Annotated in this window: 18 protein-coding genes; 12 read left to right on the top strand and 6 right to left on the bottom strand. The window is 71.4% G+C overall.

The features are described from left to right. Window positions 1-134: 134 nt before the first annotated feature. On the top strand, window positions 135-1,865 hold the full coding sequence (locus ACHFIV_RS17425) for a pentapeptide repeat-containing protein (RefSeq protein ID WP_398969350.1): 1,731 nt from the start codon (window positions 135-137) through the stop codon (window positions 1,863-1,865). Between the two features lie 113 nt (window positions 1,866-1,978). Here ACHFIV_RS17425 and ACHFIV_RS17420 read toward each other — a convergent pair whose 3' ends face one another. Then, window positions 1,979-2,518: a MarR family winged helix-turn-helix transcriptional regulator gene (locus ACHFIV_RS17420; RefSeq protein ID WP_398969348.1), complete on the bottom strand. Its 540-nt coding sequence runs from the start codon at window positions 2,516-2,518 to the stop codon at window positions 1,979-1,981. 230 nt (window positions 2,519-2,748) lie between these two features. Next, the gene (locus ACHFIV_RS17415) at window positions 2,749-4,116 is read right to left on the bottom strand and encodes an MFS transporter (protein ID WP_398969345.1); all 1,368 of its coding nucleotides are present in this window, start codon (window positions 4,114-4,116) and stop codon (window positions 2,749-2,751) included. A gap of 289 nt (window positions 4,117-4,405) precedes the next feature. Here ACHFIV_RS17415 and ACHFIV_RS17410 point away from each other — a divergent pair, with 289 nt between their 5' ends. The 11 genes from ACHFIV_RS17410 to ACHFIV_RS17360 are packed head-to-tail and all read left to right on the top strand — an operon-like array spanning window position 4,406 to window position 14,444. Continuing rightward, window positions 4,406-5,890, top strand: a complete 1,485-nt coding sequence (locus ACHFIV_RS17410) for an aldehyde dehydrogenase family protein (RefSeq protein WP_398969342.1) — start codon at window positions 4,406-4,408, stop codon at window positions 5,888-5,890. Window positions 5,891-5,922: 32 nt separating this feature from the next. Next, a complete protein-coding gene (locus tag ACHFIV_RS17405; protein ID WP_398969340.1) occupies window positions 5,923-6,900 on the top strand; it encodes a VOC family protein in 978 nt (325 codons plus the stop codon). Then, entirely contained in the window at window positions 6,897-7,694 is a 798-nt protein-coding gene (locus tag ACHFIV_RS17400) for an aspartate dehydrogenase domain-containing protein (protein ID WP_398969337.1), read from the top strand. The genes ACHFIV_RS17405 and ACHFIV_RS17400 overlap by 4 nt, the downstream gene beginning before the upstream one ends. Continuing rightward, a complete protein-coding gene (locus tag ACHFIV_RS17395; protein ID WP_398969334.1) occupies window positions 7,691-8,473 on the top strand; it encodes an alpha/beta fold hydrolase in 783 nt (260 codons plus the stop codon). Before ACHFIV_RS17400 ends, ACHFIV_RS17395 begins: the two co-directional genes overlap by 4 nt. 11 nt (window positions 8,474-8,484) lie before the next feature. After that, window positions 8,485-9,006, top strand: a complete 522-nt coding sequence (locus ACHFIV_RS17390; RefSeq protein WP_129260692.1) for a cupin domain-containing protein — start codon at window positions 8,485-8,487, stop codon at window positions 9,004-9,006. After that, window positions 8,999-9,754, top strand: coding sequence for an SDR family oxidoreductase (locus ACHFIV_RS17385; protein WP_398969329.1), 756 nt, complete (start codon window positions 8,999-9,001; stop codon window positions 9,752-9,754). Before ACHFIV_RS17390 ends, ACHFIV_RS17385 begins: the two co-directional genes overlap by 8 nt. A gap of 19 nt (window positions 9,755-9,773) precedes the next feature. Next, window positions 9,774-10,562 (top strand): SDR family oxidoreductase, encoded by a 789-nt coding sequence (locus ACHFIV_RS17380; RefSeq protein ID WP_398969327.1) that lies wholly within the window; start codon window positions 9,774-9,776, stop codon window positions 10,560-10,562. A gap of 9 nt (window positions 10,563-10,571) precedes the next feature. Continuing rightward, window positions 10,572-12,197, top strand: a complete 1,626-nt coding sequence (locus ACHFIV_RS17375) for a thiamine pyrophosphate-binding protein (protein ID WP_398969325.1) — start codon at window positions 10,572-10,574, stop codon at window positions 12,195-12,197. Window positions 12,198-12,235: 38 nt separating this feature from the next. Then, window positions 12,236-13,171, top strand: coding sequence for a PDR/VanB family oxidoreductase (locus ACHFIV_RS17370; RefSeq protein WP_398969322.1), 936 nt, complete (start codon window positions 12,236-12,238; stop codon window positions 13,169-13,171). Between the two features lie 29 nt (window positions 13,172-13,200). Further along, the gene (locus ACHFIV_RS17365) at window positions 13,201-13,425 is read left to right on the top strand and encodes a recombinase-like helix-turn-helix domain-containing protein (RefSeq protein WP_398969319.1); all 225 of its coding nucleotides are present in this window, start codon (window positions 13,201-13,203) and stop codon (window positions 13,423-13,425) included. A 2-nt stretch (window positions 13,426-13,427) separates the two neighbouring features. After that, on the top strand, window positions 13,428-14,444 hold the full coding sequence (locus ACHFIV_RS17360; RefSeq protein WP_398969316.1) for a Rieske 2Fe-2S domain-containing protein: 1,017 nt from the start codon (window positions 13,428-13,430) through the stop codon (window positions 14,442-14,444). Between the two features lie 117 nt (window positions 14,445-14,561). Here the strand turns inward: ACHFIV_RS17360 and ACHFIV_RS17355 are convergent, their stop codons facing one another. The 4 genes from ACHFIV_RS17355 to ACHFIV_RS17340 form a co-directional block, all read right to left on the bottom strand. Continuing rightward, window positions 14,562-15,197, bottom strand: a complete 636-nt coding sequence (locus tag ACHFIV_RS17355) for a MarR family winged helix-turn-helix transcriptional regulator (RefSeq protein ID WP_398969313.1) — start codon at window positions 15,195-15,197, stop codon at window positions 14,562-14,564. A 44-nt stretch (window positions 15,198-15,241) separates the two neighbouring features. Next, complete coding sequence (locus ACHFIV_RS17350) at window positions 15,242-16,189, bottom strand: methionyl-tRNA formyltransferase (protein ID WP_398969310.1); 948 nt, start codon at window positions 16,187-16,189, stop codon at window positions 15,242-15,244. 703 nt (window positions 16,190-16,892) lie between these two features. Next, window positions 16,893-18,560, bottom strand: coding sequence for an FAD-dependent oxidoreductase (locus ACHFIV_RS17345; RefSeq protein ID WP_398969307.1), 1,668 nt, complete (start codon window positions 18,558-18,560; stop codon window positions 16,893-16,895). Between the two features lie 9 nt (window positions 18,561-18,569). Beyond that, window positions 18,570-19,484, bottom strand: a complete 915-nt coding sequence (locus ACHFIV_RS17340) for a diiron oxygenase (protein ID WP_398969305.1) — start codon at window positions 19,482-19,484, stop codon at window positions 18,570-18,572. Between the last annotated feature and the right edge of the window lie 342 nt (window positions 19,485-19,826).

Here is a 19,826-nt window from a genome sequence, read left to right as displayed (position 1 = left end):
GGACCTGGCCGGGACATCGCACCGATGCCAGGCAACCGCAGAACCCCGTGGGACGTCATCGAGGCATGACGCCTTCGAGCCCCGAGCGACGGTATTCCCACGGCTGCGGCCGCCCCGACTGCTGTGGTACCCCCGTGGCGGGGCACAGCGACTGCCTGGCACACCTGGAGCCCGCGGACCGTGCCGTCTATCTGGCATCGCTGCATCCCGGCGCCGACATCGACCACCGGGGTACCACCCTCGGCCGAGCCCTGGTGGACGAACTGCTCGGAGCCGTGCGCGACCCGGAGAGCCGCCGCCCGATCCTGGGGCACGCCCGGTTCGAGGAGGCGGTCTTTCCTGACGGGGCCTTCTTCCACGAAGCCGAGTTCTCTTCGGACGCTCACTTCCGTGCTGCGCGGTTCCAGGGTTTCGCGGGGTTCCGCAAGACATGCTTCGCGGCGGCGGCGGACTTCGCCGATGCCTGCTTCGAGGGCGAGTCGAGCTTCGTGCAGGCGCGGTTCGAAGGCCAGGCGCTGTTCCACAAAGCGCGTTTCCACGGTGAGGCCGAGTTCCTCAGCGCCCGGTTCCACGACGTGGCCTGGATGGGTGGCGCGAGGTTCGGCACGGTGCAGTTCGACGGCGCGGGCTTCGCCGACGACGCCGATTTCAACGGAGTGCGTTTCAGCAGCGAAACGGGCTTCAACTCTGCCGAGTTCGAGGGGCGGGCGGCCTTCTCGGGGGCCCGTTTCGAGTGCGGAGTGTCATTCGGCTGGGCTCGCTTCGCCATGACCCCGGTCCTGGGGCCGCTGGTGAGCCCTCAGACGATTTCGCTGCGGAACGCGGTGTTCGACGGCCCGGTCATCATTGAAGCGGCGGCCTCCGGTCTGGACTGCGGACGGACCCGCTGGGCCTCGACGGCGACCCTGCGGCTGCGGCATGCCGATCTGGATCTGACCGACGCGGTGTGCGAGTACCCGGTGACGGTCGCGGCCCGTGCCACTCCGTTCGCCGCCGGCCGCTCGGACCCGCTGCCGGAGGACGGACTCCCCGGCGACCCCGGCGTCCGGCTGGTTTCCGTGAACGGGGTGGACGCGGCGCACCTGATGCTGCACGACATCGACCTGAGCGCCTGCCGGTTCGCGGGCGCCGTCCATCTCGACCAGCTGCGGGTGGACGGCTGGTGCACCTTCGCCGTGCCTCCCCCCGGTACGAGGCGGCCGTGGAGCGCCCGCAAAGTGCTGGCCGAGGAGCATCACTGGCGCGCTCGGGCCGGCCGGACGCCTGGACGAAGACGTGGCTGGACAAAGGCACCGGACGGCGCCCCCGGCCTGCGGCCGGCCGCGATCGCCGCGCTGTACCGGCAATTGCGCAAGTCCTTGGAGGACGGCAGGAACGAGCCCGACGCGGCGGACTTCTACTACGGCGAGATGGAGATGCGCCGCCACGACGCGAGCAGGACGAGGTCGGAACGTGCGCTGCTGACCTCGTACTGGGCCCTGAGCGGCTACGGGTTACGGGCCGCGCGTGCCCTGATCTGGCTGGTGGCGGCCATGACCGGCACGCTGCTGGCCATGATGCTGTGGGGGCTTCCGGCCGATGATCCGAAGCCTCTGACCAAAGGCAGGCAGGTGGCTGTGGGGCAGGACATGGCCCTCGTCACCGAGACCCCGGACCCGGTCAACCCCGCCGGGCCGGTGACCGGACGTCTCACCACCGAGCGCTTCGAGAAGGCCCTACGGGTGGTGATCAACTCAGTGGTCTTCCGCTCGTCCGGCCAAGAGCTCACCACCGCGGGAACGTACACCGAGATGGCCTCCCGCCTCACGCAACCCGTCCTGCTGGGCCTTGCCGTCCTGGCGGTCCGCAACCGCGTGAAACGTTGATGGGGCCTGCCCGGCCCCGCCCCGCCCCCGTGTGCCGTCGCAAGGCCGAGGGAGGGCGTCAGGAACGTCGCCGGGCCGGCTGACGAGGCGCACACCGGAGATCCGGGCCCCGGCTACCGCGTGGCGCCGGCCCGCTCCTCGTCGGCGTCGAGGATCGAGATCTCCAGCTTGCGCAGAAGCCGTGCGAGTTGCCGGCGCTCGGAGGGGGACAGCCCTGCCAGCATCCGGTTCTCGTTGTCCAGGTGTTCGGCGAACGCCGTGTCCACCGTGGCGAGTCCCTTGTCCGTCAGGCGGCAGTACACGACCCTGCGGTCCTGCGTGTCCCGCTCACGGACGATGAGGCCGTCCTTCTCCAGGCGGTCGATGCGAAGGGTCACCCCCGCTGACGACACCAGCCCGGAGTCGGCGAGCTGCCCGGCCGTCAGCCGGTACGGCTCGCCGGACCTGCGCAGCGCGGTCAGGACGTCGAAACCCGCCACGGACAGACCGTGCCGCTCGATGGACTCGGTGAGGCCGGTGCTGTAGCGCAGGAAGGAGCGGTGGAGGCGGGCGAGGACCTCGAGCGGGCTCGTGTCCAGCTCGGGCCGTTCCCGGGCCCAGTCCTCGATCACCTTGGCCACGGCGTCCTGGTCCGCAGGCCTTGCTGCTGCCATCTCATCCCCTTGTACGGCGTCGGCCGGCGTCCCCCCGGCTTCTCACGGCACTGAGAATCTTACCGCTGAGGTGATGGGAGGCTCAGCCGCGGGACCGCCGCCTCACCGAGGTCCACGGCCTCCCGCCCGACCGTGGAGGCGGCGGGCCCCGAAGCGGCTCGATCAGGCGCTTGAGGCGTCCGGGTCCAGGCGGCTGAACCGTCCGTGTTCATGCGCTGTCCCGTGCGTGCTCAGGCGTTGAGCTCCTCCAGCGTCCTGCCCTTGGTCTCGACCGCGAACCAGGCGATCACCGCACCCACGGCCCCCATCACGGCGAGCTGCGCGAAGACCAGGGCCAGGCCGCCGCCCGCCCCGATGATCGCGCCGACGGCCACCGGTCCCAGGATGACGCCGAACCGGTTCCACAGGCCGCCGAAGGCCGCGCCCTTGGCCCGGTTGAAGGTGGGGTACAGCTCAGGGGAGTACAGGTAGAGCCCCGCGTTGATCGCGTACAGGAAGAACGTCGTACAGGAGGCGAAGAGGGCGACCTGGCCGCCCGAGGTCGCACCGGCGAGCGCCAGTACGCCGAGTGAGAGCGCCGTTCCGACGAACGCGCCGATCAGCGCGGGCCTCCGGCCGGTGCGGTCGATCAGCATCGCCATGACGAAGGTGCCCAGCAGACCTGTGACGTTGCTGAGCAGGGTGAAGACGAGGGCCGTGGTGAGATCCAGGCCGAACTCCTTAGTGTAGAGCGAGGGCAGCCAGGTGGAAATGCCGTGGTTCACGTAGTACGCCGCGAACCACAGGCCCGCCAGTACGGAGGTCCGGCGCAGGTAGCGCCCTCGGAACAGGTCCATGAGGGTGCCCTTGGGCTCGTCCACCGGGTTCACGGACGGGGCCGGCCCGGGAAGCTCTTCGGAGGTGGCGCGGGCCACCTCCGCCTCGATCCTGGCGATGGCCGCCTCTGCCTCGGCCGTACGGCCGCGTGAGAGCAGCCATCGCGGGGACTCCTCGACGTGGCGCGGCAGCATGACGGCGATCAGGACCGGAAGCGCGCCGATGAGGAACATCGCGCGCCAGCCGAAGGCGGGGATCACCCATACGGCGAGCAGCGTGGCGGCCGCGAGGCCGGCCGGGAAGATCATCTCGTAGAGCAGGACGAAGCGGCCCCGCTTGTCCGACCGGGCGATCTCGTTGATGTAGGTGGCCGCGACAGGAACGACGCCGCCGATCCCGAGGCCCTGTACGAACCGGAAGAGGGAGAACATCTCGATGCCGCCCGAGAGGGCGACGGCGAGGCTGGAGAGACCTGTGATCGCGACACCCAGGGCGACCGTACGCACGCGACCGATGCGGTCGCCCAGCCAGCCGGCGGCCAGGGCACCGAGCAGCATGCCGATCGACGCGGACGTGACGGCGAAGGTGGCCTGCCCCGTGGACAGGTTCCACTCCTTCATCAGGACGGGGAGCGCGGAAGCGGCCAGCAGCTGGTCGAACGCCTCGAAGAAGGTGACGGCGCCGATCAGGAACCGGACCTTGATGTGCCAGCGCGAGTGCGGCAGTCGTTCAAGTCTCGCGGCAATGGAGCCGAGAGCGGGCTTGCCGGCCACAGTCGTCATGGAGGGGGTCCTTCCGCGGGCAGATGGGTTGCGGAGACAGTAGGGGCCTATATCTAAGCGGTCAATAGTTAAGAGCTTAGGAAGCTTGCTCCCCGTAACCCGACCACCATCATCGATGCCCCGGATGTGGTGCTCAAGGCCTTCTCGGCAACGATTTCACCTCGGGGTCTTGTGCGGAATTACTTAAGCGCTTAGATTTCTAGTACTTCGGCAGTCCGGTGGTGGTCACCCGACGAGCCTGTCCGCACCCGGAGTCCGCCCTTTTTTCGCCTCGCCCGGAGGTCCACCCGTGCTCAAGTTCCCCACCGACATCCTGATCGCGGGCCAGTGGCGACGCGGTGCGGGTGAGCCCGTCGACACGATCGACCCGGCCACCGGCCACCTCCTCGCCACCGTCCACTCCGCCTCGGCGGACGAGGTCGCCGAAGCGGCCGAGGCCGCGGCGAAGGCCGTGGCGGACCCCGCCTGGCGTGACCTGCCCGCCCACGAACGGGCCCGTCTGCTGCACCGGATCGGCGAACTCACCGAAGAGGCCGCCGACGAGCTCTCCGCCCTGCAGACCGCCGACACCGGCAAGACCCTCGCCGAGACGAGGGCCCTCGCGCTCAGCGCGGCGGGCACCTTCCGCTACCTGGCGGCCGTCCTGGAGACGGCGCAGGACGCGGTGACCCCGTCCCGCGGCCCCTACGTGACGGTGAGTACGCACGAGCCGATCGGCGTCGTCGGCGCGATCAACCCCTGGAACTCCCCGGTCGCCAGCGACGCGCAGAAGATCGCCCCCGCCCTCGCCGCCGGCAACGCCGTGATCCTCAAGCCGGCGGCCTGGACCCCCCTCGTCTCCCTGGCGCTCGGGCGGCTGATCCTCAGGGCGCTCGACGAGTTCCGGCTGCCGGCCGCACTGATCTCCGTGCTGCCCGGAAGCGGCCGGGTGGTCGGTGACGCCCTCGTGCGGCACCCCCTCGTGGGCCGCATCGGCTTCACCGGGGGCACGGAGACCGGCCGGTCCATCGCCGGCATCGCCGCCCACAAGCTCATCCCCGCCTCACTGGAACTCGGCGGCAAGTCACCGACTATCGTGCGCGCCGACGCCGACATCGAGCAGGCCCTGGCAGGTGTGATGTTCGGGATCTTCTCGTCCAGCGGCCAGTCCTGCATCGCGGGCTCCCGGCTCTTCGTCGCGCGGGAGATCTACGACTCCTTCGTCGGTGAGCTCGTCGAGCGCGTCCGCGCGCTGCGGGTGGGCCCCGGCACCGACCCGGCCACCCAGGTCGGCCCCCTGGTGCACCACAGGCACCGCGACTCCGTCGCCGCCCATGTCGACCTCGCCCGGTCCGAAGGCGCCCGCGTGCTGTGCGGCGGATCGGTACCGGAGGGCGAACTGTACGAAAACGGTGCGTACTACCTGCCCACCGTGCTGGACGGCCTCGAGAACACCTCGCGCACCTGCCAGGAGGAGATCTTCGGCCCGGTCCTGGTCGCACTGCCCTACGACGACGAGGACGACCTGGTCCGGCAGGCCAACGACTCGGTGTACGGCCTGGCCTGCGGGATCTGGACCCGTGACCTGCGCGCCGCAGCGGCACTGGCCCGCCGGATCGAGGCCGGCACCGTCTGGATCAACACCTACAAGCAGTTCAGCGCCTCCACCCCCTTCAGCGGGTGGAAGGACAGCGGCCTCGGCACGGAGAAGGGCCTCGACGCGATCCGCGCCTACCAGCGCCAGAAGTCCCTGTACTGGGGCATCGCGGACCAGCCGCTTCCGTGGGCCAACTGACCCGGCACGCCTGCCCGTCCTGGAGGGACCCCATGAACCGACCACAGCCCGGTCCGATCGCCCGGCTCCGCTCGCTGCGCTACGTCGAGCTGCACACCCCCGCCTTCACCGAGGCCGCCGACTTCTACGAGGACGTCTGGGGTCTCGAGACCGTCGAGTCCGACACCGGCGCCCGCTGGCTCCGGGGCACGAGCGACGAGCACCACGTCCTGCACCTGACCGAGCGGGACAGGGTCGGCCTCGGCCGGATCGCCTTCGCCGTCACCACACCCGCCGAGGTCGACCAGGCGGCGCGGCGCCTCGAGGCCCGCTCCCTCGTGCCCGTCACCGGCCCCGGCCCGCTGGACCAGGCCGGCGGCGGCTACGGACTGCGGTTCACCGACCCCGAGGGCCGCCTCATCGAGATCAGCGCCCAGGTCGAGGCCGTCGTGCCACGCGGCAGGGACGGCGCCGTGCCCGTGGGGGTGACCCACGCCGTGCTCAACACCACGGACATCGACGCCGCGGTCGCCTTCTACTGCGACGTACTCGGCCTGCGCGTCTCCGACTGGTCCGAGCACCAGATGGCGTTCCTGCGCTGCAACAGCGACCACCACTGCATCGCCTTCAACCAGGCGGAGTGGACCTCGCTGAACCACGTGGCGTACGAGATGACCTCGGTCGACCACTTCATGCGCGGCCTCGGACGGCTGCGCCACCACGGCATCACCCCGCAATGGGGACCCGGCAGGCACGGCCCCGGGAACAACACCTTCTCCTACTTCACCGACCCCTCCGGCCTGGTCTGCGAGTACACCTCCGAGGTCGCCCAGATCGTCGAGGACGCGTGGATCGCCCGTGTGTGGCGGCGGGTCCCCGAGCTCTCCGACCTCTGGGGGACGGCCGGCGCGCCGTCCAGGGAGATCCGCTGCAGCATGGCCGGCTCCCCGGACCCCGGCCCGCTCGCCGTCCCCGCTCCACCGGGCTCCGGCCCACTCGTTCCCGTAGACGCCCAGGAGGCCACCGCATGAGCACCGTACGCAAGGTCGCCGTCGTCGGATGGGGTGCCATCGGCCGGGTGGTCGGCACCGCGCTCGCCGAAGGCCGGGTGACGGGGGCCGAGCTGGTCTGCGTCGTCGACAACCGCCCGCTCGGCGAAGCCGCCCCCGTGCGTCAGGCCACCTTCGAGGAGGCCATGGAGTCCTGCGACCTGATCGTCGAGGCCGCGGGGCAGGGCGTCGTACGCGAATGGGGCGAGCGGGTCCTGGCCTCCGGCACCGATCTGCTGATCGCCTCCACCGGAGCGCTGACCGACGACGAGCTCACGAAGCGGCTGCTCGCCGCCGGCCCCGGCCGGGTGTACTTCACGGGCGGAGCCGTCGGAGGGCTCGACCTGCTCCAGGCGGTGCGCACCCTGGGCCCGCTCGACGAGGTCCGGCTGACCACCACCAAGCTGCCGTCCACCCTCGAACAGCCCTGGATGGACGAGGAGCTGCTGGCGCGCATGCGGACGGCGACCGGGCCGGTGGAGGTCATGTCCGGCACGGCCCGTGACGTCCCGGTCAAATTCCCCAAGTCGACGAACGTGGCCGCCTCGGTCGCGCTGGCCGTCGGCGACCTGGACGCTGTGCGGGTCCAGGTCGTCGCCGACCCCGCGGCGCATCACACCCGCCATGTGATCGAGGCGTCCGGGGGACACGGCGCGTACCGCTTCGAGGTCGCGCACCTCCCCGACCCCGGCAATCCCGCCACCAGCCAGGTGGTCCCGTACGCCGTACTGCGCAGCCTCGCCGCCCTCGCCGGCCGGACCGGGCAGATCCTGTGAGCGCCGCCGTCCACGTCGAGGAGGCGGGCGACCAGGGTCCCCTGCTGCTGTGCCTGCACGGCATCGGCTCGTCCTCGGCCGCCTTCGCCCCGCAGCTCGCCGAACTCTCCGCGTACGTACGGGTCGTGGCGTGGGACGCCCCCGGCTACGCCAGGTCCCCCGACCCGGAAGCCGCCCTCGGCCTGGACGACTACGCGGACGCGGCGGCCGCCCTCATCCGGGAGCGCGCCACCACGGCGCACGTCCTCGGCGTCTCCTGGGGCGGTGTGATCGCGCTGCGGCTCGCCACCCGGCATCCGGAACTGGTCGCCTCACTGATCGTCGCCGACTCCAGCCCCGGCTCGGGCACCGACGACGACAGAGCGGCCGGGATGCGCGCCAGGGCCGACGACCTCGCCGAGCTCGGCCCCCGCGCCTTCGCCGAGGCCCGGGGCCCGCGGCTCGTCTCGCCCGGCGCGCCGGACGCACTGGTGCGCCACGTCGTGGACACCATGGCCGCCTCCGTGCGGCTGCCGGGCTACGCCTACGCCGCCGAATCCATGGCCTCCGCCGACCTGCGAGCCGAACTCCCCTCGATCAGCGCTCCCACCCTCGTGCTGTGCGGTGAACAGGACCAGGTCACAGGCGTGGAGGCGAGCCAGGCCATCGCAGGGGCCATCCACAGAACCGCCTACGTGATCGTCAAGGACGCCGGTCACCTGGCCAACCAGGAGCAACCGGGCCACTTCGACGCCTGGGTGCTCTCCCACCTCCGCATCACCGCATCCATCCCCGAATAGGAGCATTCGCCATGCCTCTGACCACCGACGCGTACGACAACGGCGACGACCTCTCCGCGTACACCGACTCCCTGATCGCCACGAAGGCCTCCCGGGTCGCCGACTTCGACACCCTGTCCTTCCAGGAGAAGGCCGGAGCGCAGTTCCGCCGCGGCCAGATCCGTTACGTCGGCTCCGGTGCCACCGGCAACCACGAGAGCGACAGCCGTATCCTGCCCTCCGGCGGGTTCACCTTCTCCAACATGCTCCTGCCGCCCGGCGCCGAGGGCCCGGCCCACACCCACCACGACGTCGAGGAGGCCTTCTTCGTCCTGGAGGGCGAGGTCAAGGTCGGCATCCACCGCGGCGCCGACGAGGCCGAGTACCGCACCCTCGGCTACCGCGACATGATCGTCGTCCCCGCGGGCGTGACCCGGTCCCTCAAGAACGAGGGCGACACCGACGCCCTGTTCTGCGTCGTCATCGGCACGCAGAAGCCGCAGGTGCCGACCTACCCCGAGTACTCGCCGATGCACGGCGTCACCCGTGGCTGACCAGCCCCCGGCAGGCCGGCGCACCGTCGTCGTCACCGGGGCGGGCCGTGGCCTGGGACTGGCCATGGCCCGCCGGGCGGGCACCGACGGCTTCCGGGTCGTCCTCGCCGAACTGGAACAGGAGCGGGGGGAGCGCGCCGCGGCCGGCCTGCGCGCGGAGGGCGTCGACGCGCACTTCGTACGCTGCGACGTCGCCGACCCCGCCTCGGTGGAGGCGCTCGCCGGCGCCGTACGCGAACTGGGCCCGCTGTACGGCCTGGTCAACAACGCGGCACTCGCCAACGGCGTGGGCGGACGTGAGTTCCAGGACATCGACATCGAGGTGTGGGACCGGCTGATGGCGGTCAACGCCCGCAGCCCCTGGCTGGTGTCGAAGGCCCTGTACCCGCTGTTCACCGGCCCCGGACGCATCGTCAACCTCGCCTCGGACGCCGCGCTGTACGGCTCCCCGCGCCTCGCCCACTACATCGCCTCGAAGGGCGCAGTCATCGCGCTGACCCGCGCCATGGCACGCGAGCTCGGCGAGAGGGGGATCACCGTCAACGCGGTTGCCCCCGGCCTCACCGAGTGCGAGGCGACCGAGACCGTGCCCGCCGAGCGGCACGACCTCTACCGCATCAACCGGGCCATCCCCAGGCCGCAGCAGCCGGACGACCTCACCGGGATCGTCTCCTTCCTGCTCGGCGAGGAATCCCGCTATCTGACCGGACAGGTGATCGCCGTCAACGGCGGCTTCACCATGAACTGAACCGACGGAGACAAGAGTTATGGATCTGGGCCTCGCCGACCGCACCATCGTGGTCACCGGCGGCAGCTCGGGCGTCGGCCTGGCCACGGTCCGCGCCCTGCTCGACGAGGGCGCCCGCGTCGCCACCTGCGGCCGCGACGCCGGCCGGCTGGCGGAGGCCGCCGCCGGCCTCGGCGCCGACGACGGCCGCCTGCTCACCGGCGTCTGCGACGTACGGGACGCCCGCGCCGTGAGCGACTTCGTCCGCCGTACCGCCGAGCGGTTCGGCGGCATCGACGGACTGGTCAACAACGCCGGACAGTCCCGTATGAAGGGACTCGACGACTCCACCGCCGAGGACTGGCGCGACGAGCTGGAACTGAAGTTCGCGGGGGTGCTGAACCCCCTCCAGGCGGCGCGCCCCCACCTCGCCGCGTCCGGATCGGCCGGCGTCGTCAACATCAACGCGGTCCTGGCCAAACAGCCCGAGACCCGGCTGATCACGACGAGCGCCGCACGCGCCGGCATCCTCAACCTCTCCAAGTCCCTGTCCGTCGAACTCGCGGGCGAGGGCATCCGCGTCAACTCCGTCTGCCTCGGCCTCGTCGACACCGGCCAGTGGACCCGCCGCCACGCGGCCGCGGACTCCGGTCTGACGTACGAGGACTGGCAGGCGAAACTGGCCGAGGACCGGGGCATCGCGCTGCGCCGACTCGGCAGGGCCGAGGAAGTCGCGTACGCGGTGGTCGCCCTGCTCTCCCCCCGCGCCTCCTACATCACCGGCACCAGCATCGACGTCTGCGGCGGCGTCGGCCGTTCCATCCTCTAGGAGACCCCCATGCGTCACGACAACGGAGGCGATCTCCTCGTCACCGTCCTGCGCGAACTCGGCATCGACACCGTGTTCGGCATCGTCAGCGTCCACAACCTGCCGCTCGTCGAGGCCGTCGACCGCGAACTGCGTTTCGTGCCCGTGCGGCACGAGGCGTCCGCCGTCAACGCCGCCGACGCCTACGGCCGTGCCCGGGGCACGCTCGGCTGCGCCCTCACCTCGACCGGCACCGGCGCGGGCAACGCCGCCGGATCACTGATCGAGGCGCTCAGCGCGGGTGCGTCCGTGCTGCACGTCACCGGCCAGGTGGAGAGCCGGTTCCTGGGCAGCGGGCGGGGGTTCATCCACGAGACCAAGGACCAGCTCGGCATGCTGAAGGCCGTCTCCGCGTACGCGGCGAGCGTGCCGGACGCCGGGCAGGCGGGCCGGATCCTGCGCGAGGCGGCCCGCTCGGCGCTGACCGCGCCCGGCGGCCCCGCCAGCGTCGAGTGGCCCATCGACCTCCAGTACGCGGCGCAGACCGACGAACCTGCCCCGTACACGGCGCCGACCCCCACGAAGCCGGCCGGACACGAACTCGACGCCGCGGGAGCCCTCCTGGCCTCAGCGCGCCGCCCGCTCGTCTGGGCCGGCGGCGGAGCGGACACCGCCCGCGGCGAGCTGGCCAGGCTGCTGGAGCGGACCGGCGCCGGACTGATCACCTCGAACTCCGGCCGGGGCAGCGTGCCCGAGGACCACCAGCAGGTCATCGGGAACTTCGCCACCACTCCCGCCGTGCGCGCCCTGCTCCACGACGCGGACGTCCTGGTGACCATCGGTACGCACTTCCGGTCCAACGAGACCGCGGACTACACCCTGCAACTCCCCGCGGCACACATCCAGATCGACGTCGACGCGGCTGCCCTCGGCAGGGTCTACCCGGTCGCCCACGGACTGCGTGGCGACGCGGCCGGGATACTGGCGGGCCTGCTCCCGCACGCCGTGCCCGCCGAGCCCGGCTGGACGGACCGTGTCGGCACCGTACGCACCGAGGTGCGCGCGATCCTGCACGACAACATCGGACCGCAGGCCGCCATCTGTGACGCGATCCGCGCCGCCCTGCCCCGTGAGGCGGTCGTCGCGCGGGACGTCACCATCGCCTCCAGCAGCTGGGGCAACCGCCTCCTGGAGATGTACGACCCGAAGGACAACGTCTTCCCGCGAGGCGGAGGCATCGGACAGGGACTCGGCATGGGCATCGGCGCGGCGCTCGCGCGGCCCGACGCGCCCACCGTCGTGATGGCGGGCGACGGCGGGCTCGCCGTCCACCTGGGCGAGCTCCTCACCCTCGCCCAGGAGCGGCCCCGCCTGACCCTGATCGTCTTCAACGACGGCGGCTACGGAGTGCTGCGCAACATGCAGGACCACCACGGCGAGCGCCGCTCGGGAGTCGACCTCACCACCCCCGACTTCGAGCTCCTGGCCCGCGCCTGCGGCCTGCCGTACGCCCGGATCTCCGCCGAGGAGCACGCGGGCCCGGTGCTCGGCCAAGCCGTCGCCTCGGACGGCCCCACGCTCGTCGAGGTGGACCTCGACGCCCTCGGCCCGATGAAGAACCCGTTCACCCCGCCCGTCAGGATCCCGGGCCAGTAGCCCGGCCGACCGAACCGCCGGCAAGGAGGCAACAGACCATGAGCGAGGAATCGCTGCGGCTGACCGTCCGTCGTATGACCTGGGAGGCCGAGGGCGTCCTGTCCGTCGAACTGACCCACCCCGACGGCAAACCGCTGCCCGCCTGGACCCCCGGCGCGCACCTCGACGTCCACGCCGGCGGCCAGGTCCGCCAGTACAGCCTGTGCGGCGACCCGCGCACCCAGGACGTCTACCGCATCGGCGTTCTCAACGAGCCCGCCTCGCGGGGCGGTTCACGTTTCGTGCACACGCAGCTGCGGCCGGGCCAGGAGATCACGGTCTCCGAGCCGCGTAACCACTTCGCGCTGGAAGACGTTGACTCCTACGTGTTCGTCGCCGGCGGGATCGGCATCACCCCACTGCTGGCGATGGCCCGGGAGGCCGCCCGCAGGGGAGCCCGGTGGCGCATGGTGTACGGCGGCAGGAGCAGGGCCTCCATGGCGTTCACCGGTGAAATCGACGCGCTCGGCGGTGACGTCACGCTCGTCCCCCAGGACGAACACGGCCACATCGATCTCGACTCCGTGCTCGCCGGGCTGCCGGCGGACACCCTGGTGTACTCCTGCGGCCCCGAGCCCCTGCTCGCCGCCGTCGAACAGCGCTGCCCCGCTGACCGGCTGCGCCTGGAGCGGTTCGCCGCTCCCACGGTGGAGCACGCCGGCGACGACGAGGTCTTCGAGGTCGAATGCCGGACCTCGGGGACGACCTTCACGGTCGGCGCCGGCACCTCGGTCCTGGAGGCCGCCGAGAGCGCCGGACTCACCGTGGACAACTCGTGCCGCGACGGCATCTGCGGCTCCTGCGAGACCCGGGTGCTCGAAGGGACCCCCGACCACCGCGACTTCCTCCTCAGCGAGGCCGAACGGGCCGCGGGCGCCACGATGATGATCTGCGTCTCACGGTGCGCCTCGGGCCGGCTCGTCCTCGATCTGTGACACCTTCCCCCGCACCTTCAGGAGACACCGTGACCGACACCTGGCCCTACCTGCACGTCCACCAGTCCCGTACGCACGAGCCGACCCCCTACGAGTACAAACTCGCCGCCACCCTCGAAGAGGTCTTCACCCGCGAGGGCCACGAGCTCGCCGACGTCGTGCGCGGGCTCAACGCCCGCCAGGTCCACACCGCCGACGGCAGCCCGTGGACCGAGGAAACCTTCCGCGCCGAGATGAACCGACTGGGAGCCTGACCATGACGCTGTCGTCCTCCGCCACCGCGGACCACATCTACGCCACCGGTCTGCGCAACCAGTGGCATCCGGTCGTCCCCTCCCGTTTCGTGGCCCCCGGCGCCATGCGCAAGGTGACCGCGCTCGGTGAGCAGTGGCTGCTGTTCCGGCGCTCCGACGGAGCCCTCTCCATGCTCGCGGACCGCTGCCCGCACCGCGGCGCACCGCTGTCGCTCGGCAAACACCTCGGCGACCGGGTCGCCTGCTGGTACCACGGCGTCGAGGTCGAACCCGACGGCACCGTCTCCTCGGTCCCCGGGCTGCCCGGCTGCAGCCTGGAGGGCAAGAAGCTGGTGACCTCCCTGCCGGTGCGCGAGGCCGGGGGCGCGATCCTCGCCTACTTCGGGGACGAGGAGCACCCCGAGCCCGCCGAGCTGACTCTCCCCGAGCCGCTGACCGACCCCGAGGTGGACGCCTTCCTCTGCTACGCGGAGTGGAACGCGCCCTGGCGGTACGCCGTGGAGAACCTGCTCGACCCCATGCACGGCGCTTTCCTGCACCACGACTCGCACACGATGTTCGACGGTGACACGACGGCCAAGTTCCGCATCCGGGAGACCGACCGCGGCTACTTCTTCGAGAAGACCGACCAGCGCGGCGTCAACTTCGACTGGGTGGAGCTCTGCCGGACCGGGGTGGACTGGGTCGACCTCTCCATCCCGTACCCGCCGTCGGCCGGCCCCGGCGGGCCGTTCGGCATCGTCGGCATGGTCTGCCCGGTGGACGAGCGGCGCAGCGGCGTCTTCTTCTGGCGCTACCGCCGGGTCGAGGACTGGCAGCGCGCCTCCTGGCGTTTCCTGTACCGCACCCTGATCGAACAGCGCCACTGGGACGTCCTGGAGCAGGACCGCGTGATGCTGGAGGGCATGCCGGCCGACGCCGACCAGCGCGAGAACCTCTACCAGCACGACCTGGGTGTGGTGCGACTGCGCCGGCTGTACCGCGCGGCCGCCGAGGCCCAGTCGAAGGCCGGCGCCTGAGAGGGCACCGGCCCCACCCCGGGCCGGGGAGCGGCCGGAGGGCGCCTTCCAGGGCGCAGGGCGCGGGGCGCCGGTCGGAGGCCGTTTCCGGTGTCGTCCCGCCGGCCCCGCGCCCGGTCATGCCCGCGGCGGTGAGAGCCGGCCCGCCCCCGGGTCGCGCGAGCGGGCCCCTCGGAGGGAGGGGCGGGATGCCGGGCGCCGGTGGCCGCCCGAACGCGGCCCGGCGGCCTGGACCGGCTCAGCGGTGGTGACGGGTCCGCCCGCCGCCCGGTCCCGTTCGAGGTGCGCGTGGACGCGGCGCAGCAGGGACGCGAACCGGTCGCGCTCCTCGCGCGTCAACGGCGCGAGGAGGTCCGCCTCGGTGGCGGACACGGCGGCGTCGAGGCGTGCCAGGGCACATCTGCCCGCGGGAGTCAGGGCGACCTCGATGCGGCGGCGGTCCTCGGGGTCCCGGGCGCACTCGACGTATCCGGCCACGTCCAGGTCGGTGACCGTCCTGGTCAGGTCGCTCTGGTTCATGTCCAGCCGGGAGGCGAGACCGCCCTTGGACAGCGGGCCGGTGTCGGCCAGCATGGCGAGGATCGTCAGATGCCACAGGCGCAGCCCGTGGGCCGTCAGCGTGTCGGTGAGCCTGCGGCGCGCCGCCTTGCCCGTCGCGTACATGAGATAGGCGTTCAGGTCCAGCACGCTCGACGGCGTCATGCCGGCGGGACGGGGCTCGTGGGCCGTCCCGGGGGAGCTCGGCTGTTGCATCGTTCTTCCTGACGTGACGCGGCGGCCGGGAGGAGGCCCGATGGTCATGGCCGGCCGGTGAGGTAGCCGCCCATCGAGGTGAAGTACTCGGTCGCGGACATCTCCTCCCCGTCCTCCGTGCGTACCCGGGTGACGGCGAGACCACGGTTGCGGCCGGTCCGGGCGTCCGCACCGGCGACGATCACCACCCCGTCACCCTCGCGGTAGAAGATCCGGCCCGGGGTGCCGCCGTAACGGCCTTCGGACAGGACGGCCTTCAAGATCTCCAGGCGCCTGCCCCGGTGGTAGGTGAAGGCGCTGGGGTAGGGGGCGGACTGCGCGCGCACGAGACGTTCGAGGTCCTCGGCCGGCCAGTTCCAGTCGATGCGGATGTCCTCGGCGGAACGCTTGTGGAAGAAGCTTGCCCGGGACCGGTCCTGCGGGGTGAAGTCCGTGTGCCCGGAGGCGATGAGGTCGAGTGCCTCCGTGGTGACGGGGGCGATGAGTTCGACGGTCCTGTGGAACAGGTCCGTCGCGGTGTCGGCAGGCCCCACCTCCACGGCACGCTGCACCACGATGTCGCCGGCGTCGAGCTCCGCGTCCATCATGTGCGCGGTCACGCCCACCTCGCGCTCGCCGTTGATGAGCGCCCAGATCAGCGGTGAGAAGCCCGCGTACGCGGGGAGCAGCGAGTCGTGCACGTTCAGAGTGCCGTGCCGGGGGAGGCCGTAGATGTGCGGGGGGATCCACGTACGCCAGTTGTTCGCCACGATGATGTCCGGCTCCGCCTCCTTGAGACGGGTGAGCAGCTCTTCGTCGTCGGGCCGGCTGCGGATCAGCACGGGCACGCCGTTCTCCTCGGCCAGATCGGCGACCGAGTCGCTCCAGATCTTCTCGTACGCGTGCTCGCTCCGGGGGTGCGTCACCACCAGCACCACGTCATGTGCGGAGTCCAGGAGCGCCCGCAGGGTCCGGTGACCCCACGTCTGATAGCCGAACATGACGACCCGCACGGATTCCTCCTCGGAACAACGATGGACGATGCTTAGTAAAGGAAGCCTAACCTAAGCATGTAATCCCCGGCGGTTCAAGCGCAGTTGACAGTCGTTCAGCCAGTGAAGGTCCTCTCGGCGGCGCGGTTTGACGAAGGTGCGGTCCACCTGGATCCCGCCGGCTCACCGACGCCCTCCGCCGCGCGCCGTACCGGGAGAAGGCGTTCGGGAGGGAGCGCCTGCGGTACCTGGACGTCTCCGGCGTGGCCGAGGCCGCCGGGACGCCTGGCACCGGTCACGGGGGAGGGGGCCACGTCGAAGGCCGACGTGGTGGTCCGTGCCACCGCCGTCTTCGGCCGGCTCCCTCGCTCTGCCGGGGCGTCGGGGAGCGCCGCCGGCTCGGCGGTCAGGGCCGGGTCCGCACCGTGCGCGACGACCGCGTGTTCACCGCCCCGGACCGCGGGCGGCGTCATCCACCGGGCGGGACCGAGCGCGCGCGGAACGTCACGTCGGCCCCGCTGTCGAACACCGCGGTCAGGATGGGCGAGGAGCCCGACTCGCTGATGGAGCGCGGGCCGATGGCGCGCCCGGCCCGCCTCGCGCAACCGGGGGCGAGATCACCGCGCTCCTCCGAGGCTGCCCCTCCGCCCGGCACCGTGCTGCCGGAAGGTTCTGCTCCGCTTGCCGCCCGCCCACCGGCGCCGTTCAGTGGGCGGGCAGACGCTCAGCCGGGGATCCTCCGACGGCCGCCCCTCGCTGCGGCCACCAGCTCGGGGAGCGTGGCCAGTTTGACCCTGGGTCGGCCGTCGCGGCGTCCGAGGGCCAGTTCGGCCCGTTCGATCTCGGCCATGCCGCGCGCGTCGACGATCCGCCGGTTACGGCGCCGCACGAGCCGCCGGAACGCCTTCGCGCCATGGGCGGGCACCGGCAGGGCCCCGTCGACGGCGTCGCCCAGCAGTGTGCCCACGGTCTCGGCGGCGCAGGTCCGATTGGCCCCGATGCCGCCCGAGGGGCCGCGCTTGATCCATCCCACGACGTAGGTCCCCGGCAGGCCTGTCACCCTGCCGCCTTCGTGCGGGACGGTGCCCGTCGCTTCGTCGAACGGCAGTCCGGCGACCGGCAGCCCGCGCTGGCCGACGGCGCGCAGCACCAGCCCGGCCGGTATCTCCCGGCTGCTCGCGTCCGCCGTGCCGTCAGGACCGTCCGTGACCCGGAGCGCGGTCACACCACCGTCACCGAGTGCCTCCACGGGTGAGGAGTGGAACCGGAACACGATCCGGCGCCCCGACGGCGGCGGACGCGACCAGTCCACCGTCTCCCGGGGAACGTCCCGCAGCAGTGCGGCCCGGTCGGTGGGGCCCGCGGCGTCGATCGCCGCACCGGTCCGCGGGTCGTGGTCGTCGACGACCAGTCGCACTCCGGCCAGATGCCTGAGCGCGAGCAGCTCGGACCTCGTGTACGCAGCGTCCCCGGGCCCCCGCCGCCCGAGCAGCACCACCTCACGCACCGAGCCGGAGCGCAGGGCCTCCAGGGCGTGGCCGGCGATGTCGCCGGCGGCGAGCCTGTCAGGATCCGAGACCAGGATCCGTGCCGCGTCCAGGGCGACGTTCCCGTTGCCCACCACGACCGCCCGCTCCGCGGCCAGGTCAACGGCATCCGGGGCGACCTCGGGGTGGGCGTTGTACCAGGAGACGAACGTGGTCGCGCAGATGCTGCCGGGCAGGTCCTCGCCGGGGATGCCGAGCCTGCGTCCGGCCGGCGCGCCGACGGCGTAGACCACCGCGTCGTGATGGGCGGCGAGCTCCTCCGCGGTGACGTCCCTGCCCACCTCCAGGCCCAGGTGCATGCGCACCCTCGGATGCGTGTGGAACCTGGCGAAGGTGTCCCCGGCCTTCTTCGTCGACAGGTGGTCGGGCGCCACCCCGTAGCGGATGAGCCCGCCGGCGGCGGGCAGCCGGTCGATCAGCGTCACCTCGGCGCCGGTGTGCAGCAGCAGGTCCTCGGCGGCGTACATCCCGGCCGGTCCGGTGCCCACCACGGCGACCCGCAGCGGTGCGAAGTCCGACGGCAGGCTGCGTGTGAAGGACGGCTCGCCCCAGACGTGGAAGTTGGGTCCCTGCCGCACCTGTTCCGGCTCCCGGTCCGCGAAGTACGCCGCGTTGAGCGGCCCGTACTCCTGCTGCGCGGCGGGGAGGCTGTCCACCGGGAAGACCGCGTCCACCGGGCAGGCGTCGGCACACGCGCCGCAGTCGATGCAGGACTTCGGGTCGATGTACAGCATCTCGGTCCGACCGAAGTCCGGTTCCCCGGGCGTCGGATGGATGCAGTTGACGGGACACACCGAGACGCAGGTGGCGTCACTGCAGCAGGTCTGGGTGATGGCGTAGGTCATGTCGTCCGCTCAGATCAGATGGGCACGCTTGTAGAACACCAGGGCGGGCTTGGTGAGCAGGCGGGCCGAGGCCAGGAAGTCCATGAGGCCCGAACAGCTCGACCGCATCATCGACTTGTGGTGCTCATTGGCCTTCGCCTCACCGATGGCGCGCTTCCCGTCGAGGCCGGCGTTGGCGTAGACGTCCTTGTTCACCATGCTGGTGACGATGACGTACGACGCGATCGCGATGACGAGTGCGTTGATGCGCCGGCGTACGGGTCCCGCGCCGCTGAGGTGCTTGCGGGTCTCCGCGCGGGCGAACTTCATGTGGCGCGACTCCTCGACGACGTGGATGTTGTTGATGGTGCGCACGAAGGGGACGACGCGTTCGTCCCGCATCCAGTCGCGCTGCATGACGTCGAGAACCTCCTCGGCGACGAGGATCGCGGCGTACGCCGCCTCACCGAACGCCAGTGTCTTGAAGGCGCGTCCCAGCTCGACGGCGAGGCGGTGCGGCCGGTAGGGCGGAGCCCCCAGCTTCTGCGCGCCTCGGGCGAACATGATCGAGTGCCGGCACTCCTCGGCTATCTCGGTCAGCGCCCACTGGACGTCCGCGCTCGTGGGGTCCTTGGCGTACACGTCACGCAGGACCATCTGCTGGAGGATCATCTCGAACCAGATGCCGGTACTGGCCACCGAAGCGGCTTCCTGCCGCGTCAGTTCCTTGCGCTGCGCCTCGGTCAGCTCGCCCCAGTAGGCGGTGCCGTACAGGGTGCTCCACTCGGGGCTGGCACCGTGGAACTCCTTGTCCAGCGGAGTCTCCCAGTCGACCTCGGTGGCGGGGTCGTATGCCAGGGTGGCGGCCGAATCGAGCAGGCGTCGGGTGAGGTGGTCCTCGGGCGGGCGGTCCTCGGCATCCGGTCGAACGGTGCTGCTTGCCATGGTGCGGCTCCTCGGTTCGTCAGTGATGTCCCTGGTGCTGTCACATGTGAAAAAAATTGATTGGCCGTCATGTGCCGTACGCGGTACCGGAGATGCCGGGCAGCGCCGGGCGACGGACCGGCGCCGGCCCTGGTGGGGCGGCTTTCCTTCCCGCTTGTTAGACGGAAGGTATAGCAAGGATGCCGGGCGGGCCTACCCCCCAGTAAGAAATGTGCGCTCATCCTCGCGATATCTCCTCGCGTATGCCCGCCCGCGGGCGTTCCTGTCGTCCGGCGAGCGGACGAGAAGGGCGAGTGCGTTCGATCTGCCGAACATTGTTCGCAATTTCAGCGCGAGTCATTG

It is taken from the genome of Streptomyces sp. ALB3, assembly GCF_044385685.1.
Taxonomy (GTDB): domain Bacteria; phylum Actinomycetota; class Actinomycetes; order Streptomycetales; family Streptomycetaceae; genus Streptomyces.
Note: the sequence above shows the minus strand (reverse complement) of the source record. Positions and strands in the feature narration are given on the sequence as shown.

Bases quoted from the DNA above. Each gene is read 5' to 3' on its own strand.
- ACHFIV_RS17420 (WP_398969348.1), bottom strand. From the start codon at position 2,518: ATGGCAGCAGCAAGGCCTGCGGACCAGGACGCCGTGGCCAAGGTGATC.
- ACHFIV_RS17415 (WP_398969345.1), bottom strand. From the start codon at position 4,116: ATGACGACTGTGGCCGGCAAGCCCGCTCTCGGCTCCATTGCCGCGAGA.
- ACHFIV_RS17405 (WP_398969340.1), top strand. From the start codon at position 5,923: ATGAACCGACCACAGCCCGGTCCGATCGCCCGGCTCCGCTCGCTGCGC.
- ACHFIV_RS17400 (WP_398969337.1), top strand. From the start codon at position 6,897: ATGAGCACCGTACGCAAGGTCGCCGTCGTCGGATGGGGTGCCATCGGC.
- ACHFIV_RS17390 (WP_129260692.1), top strand. From the start codon at position 8,485: ATGCCTCTGACCACCGACGCGTACGACAACGGCGACGACCTCTCCGCG.
- ACHFIV_RS17380 (WP_398969327.1), top strand. From the start codon at position 9,774: ATGGATCTGGGCCTCGCCGACCGCACCATCGTGGTCACCGGCGGCAGC.
- ACHFIV_RS17375 (WP_398969325.1), top strand. From the start codon at position 10,572: ATGCGTCACGACAACGGAGGCGATCTCCTCGTCACCGTCCTGCGCGAA.
- ACHFIV_RS17370 (WP_398969322.1), top strand. From the start codon at position 12,236: ATGAGCGAGGAATCGCTGCGGCTGACCGTCCGTCGTATGACCTGGGAG.
- ACHFIV_RS17360 (WP_398969316.1), top strand. From the start codon at position 13,428: ATGACGCTGTCGTCCTCCGCCACCGCGGACCACATCTACGCCACCGGT.
- ACHFIV_RS17355 (WP_398969313.1), bottom strand. From the start codon at position 15,197: ATGCAACAGCCGAGCTCCCCCGGGACGGCCCACGAGCCCCGTCCCGCC.
- ACHFIV_RS17345 (WP_398969307.1), bottom strand. From the start codon at position 18,560: ATGACCTACGCCATCACCCAGACCTGCTGCAGTGACGCCACCTGCGTC.
- ACHFIV_RS17340 (WP_398969305.1), bottom strand. From the start codon at position 19,484: ATGGCAAGCAGCACCGTTCGACCGGATGCCGAGGACCGCCCGCCCGAG.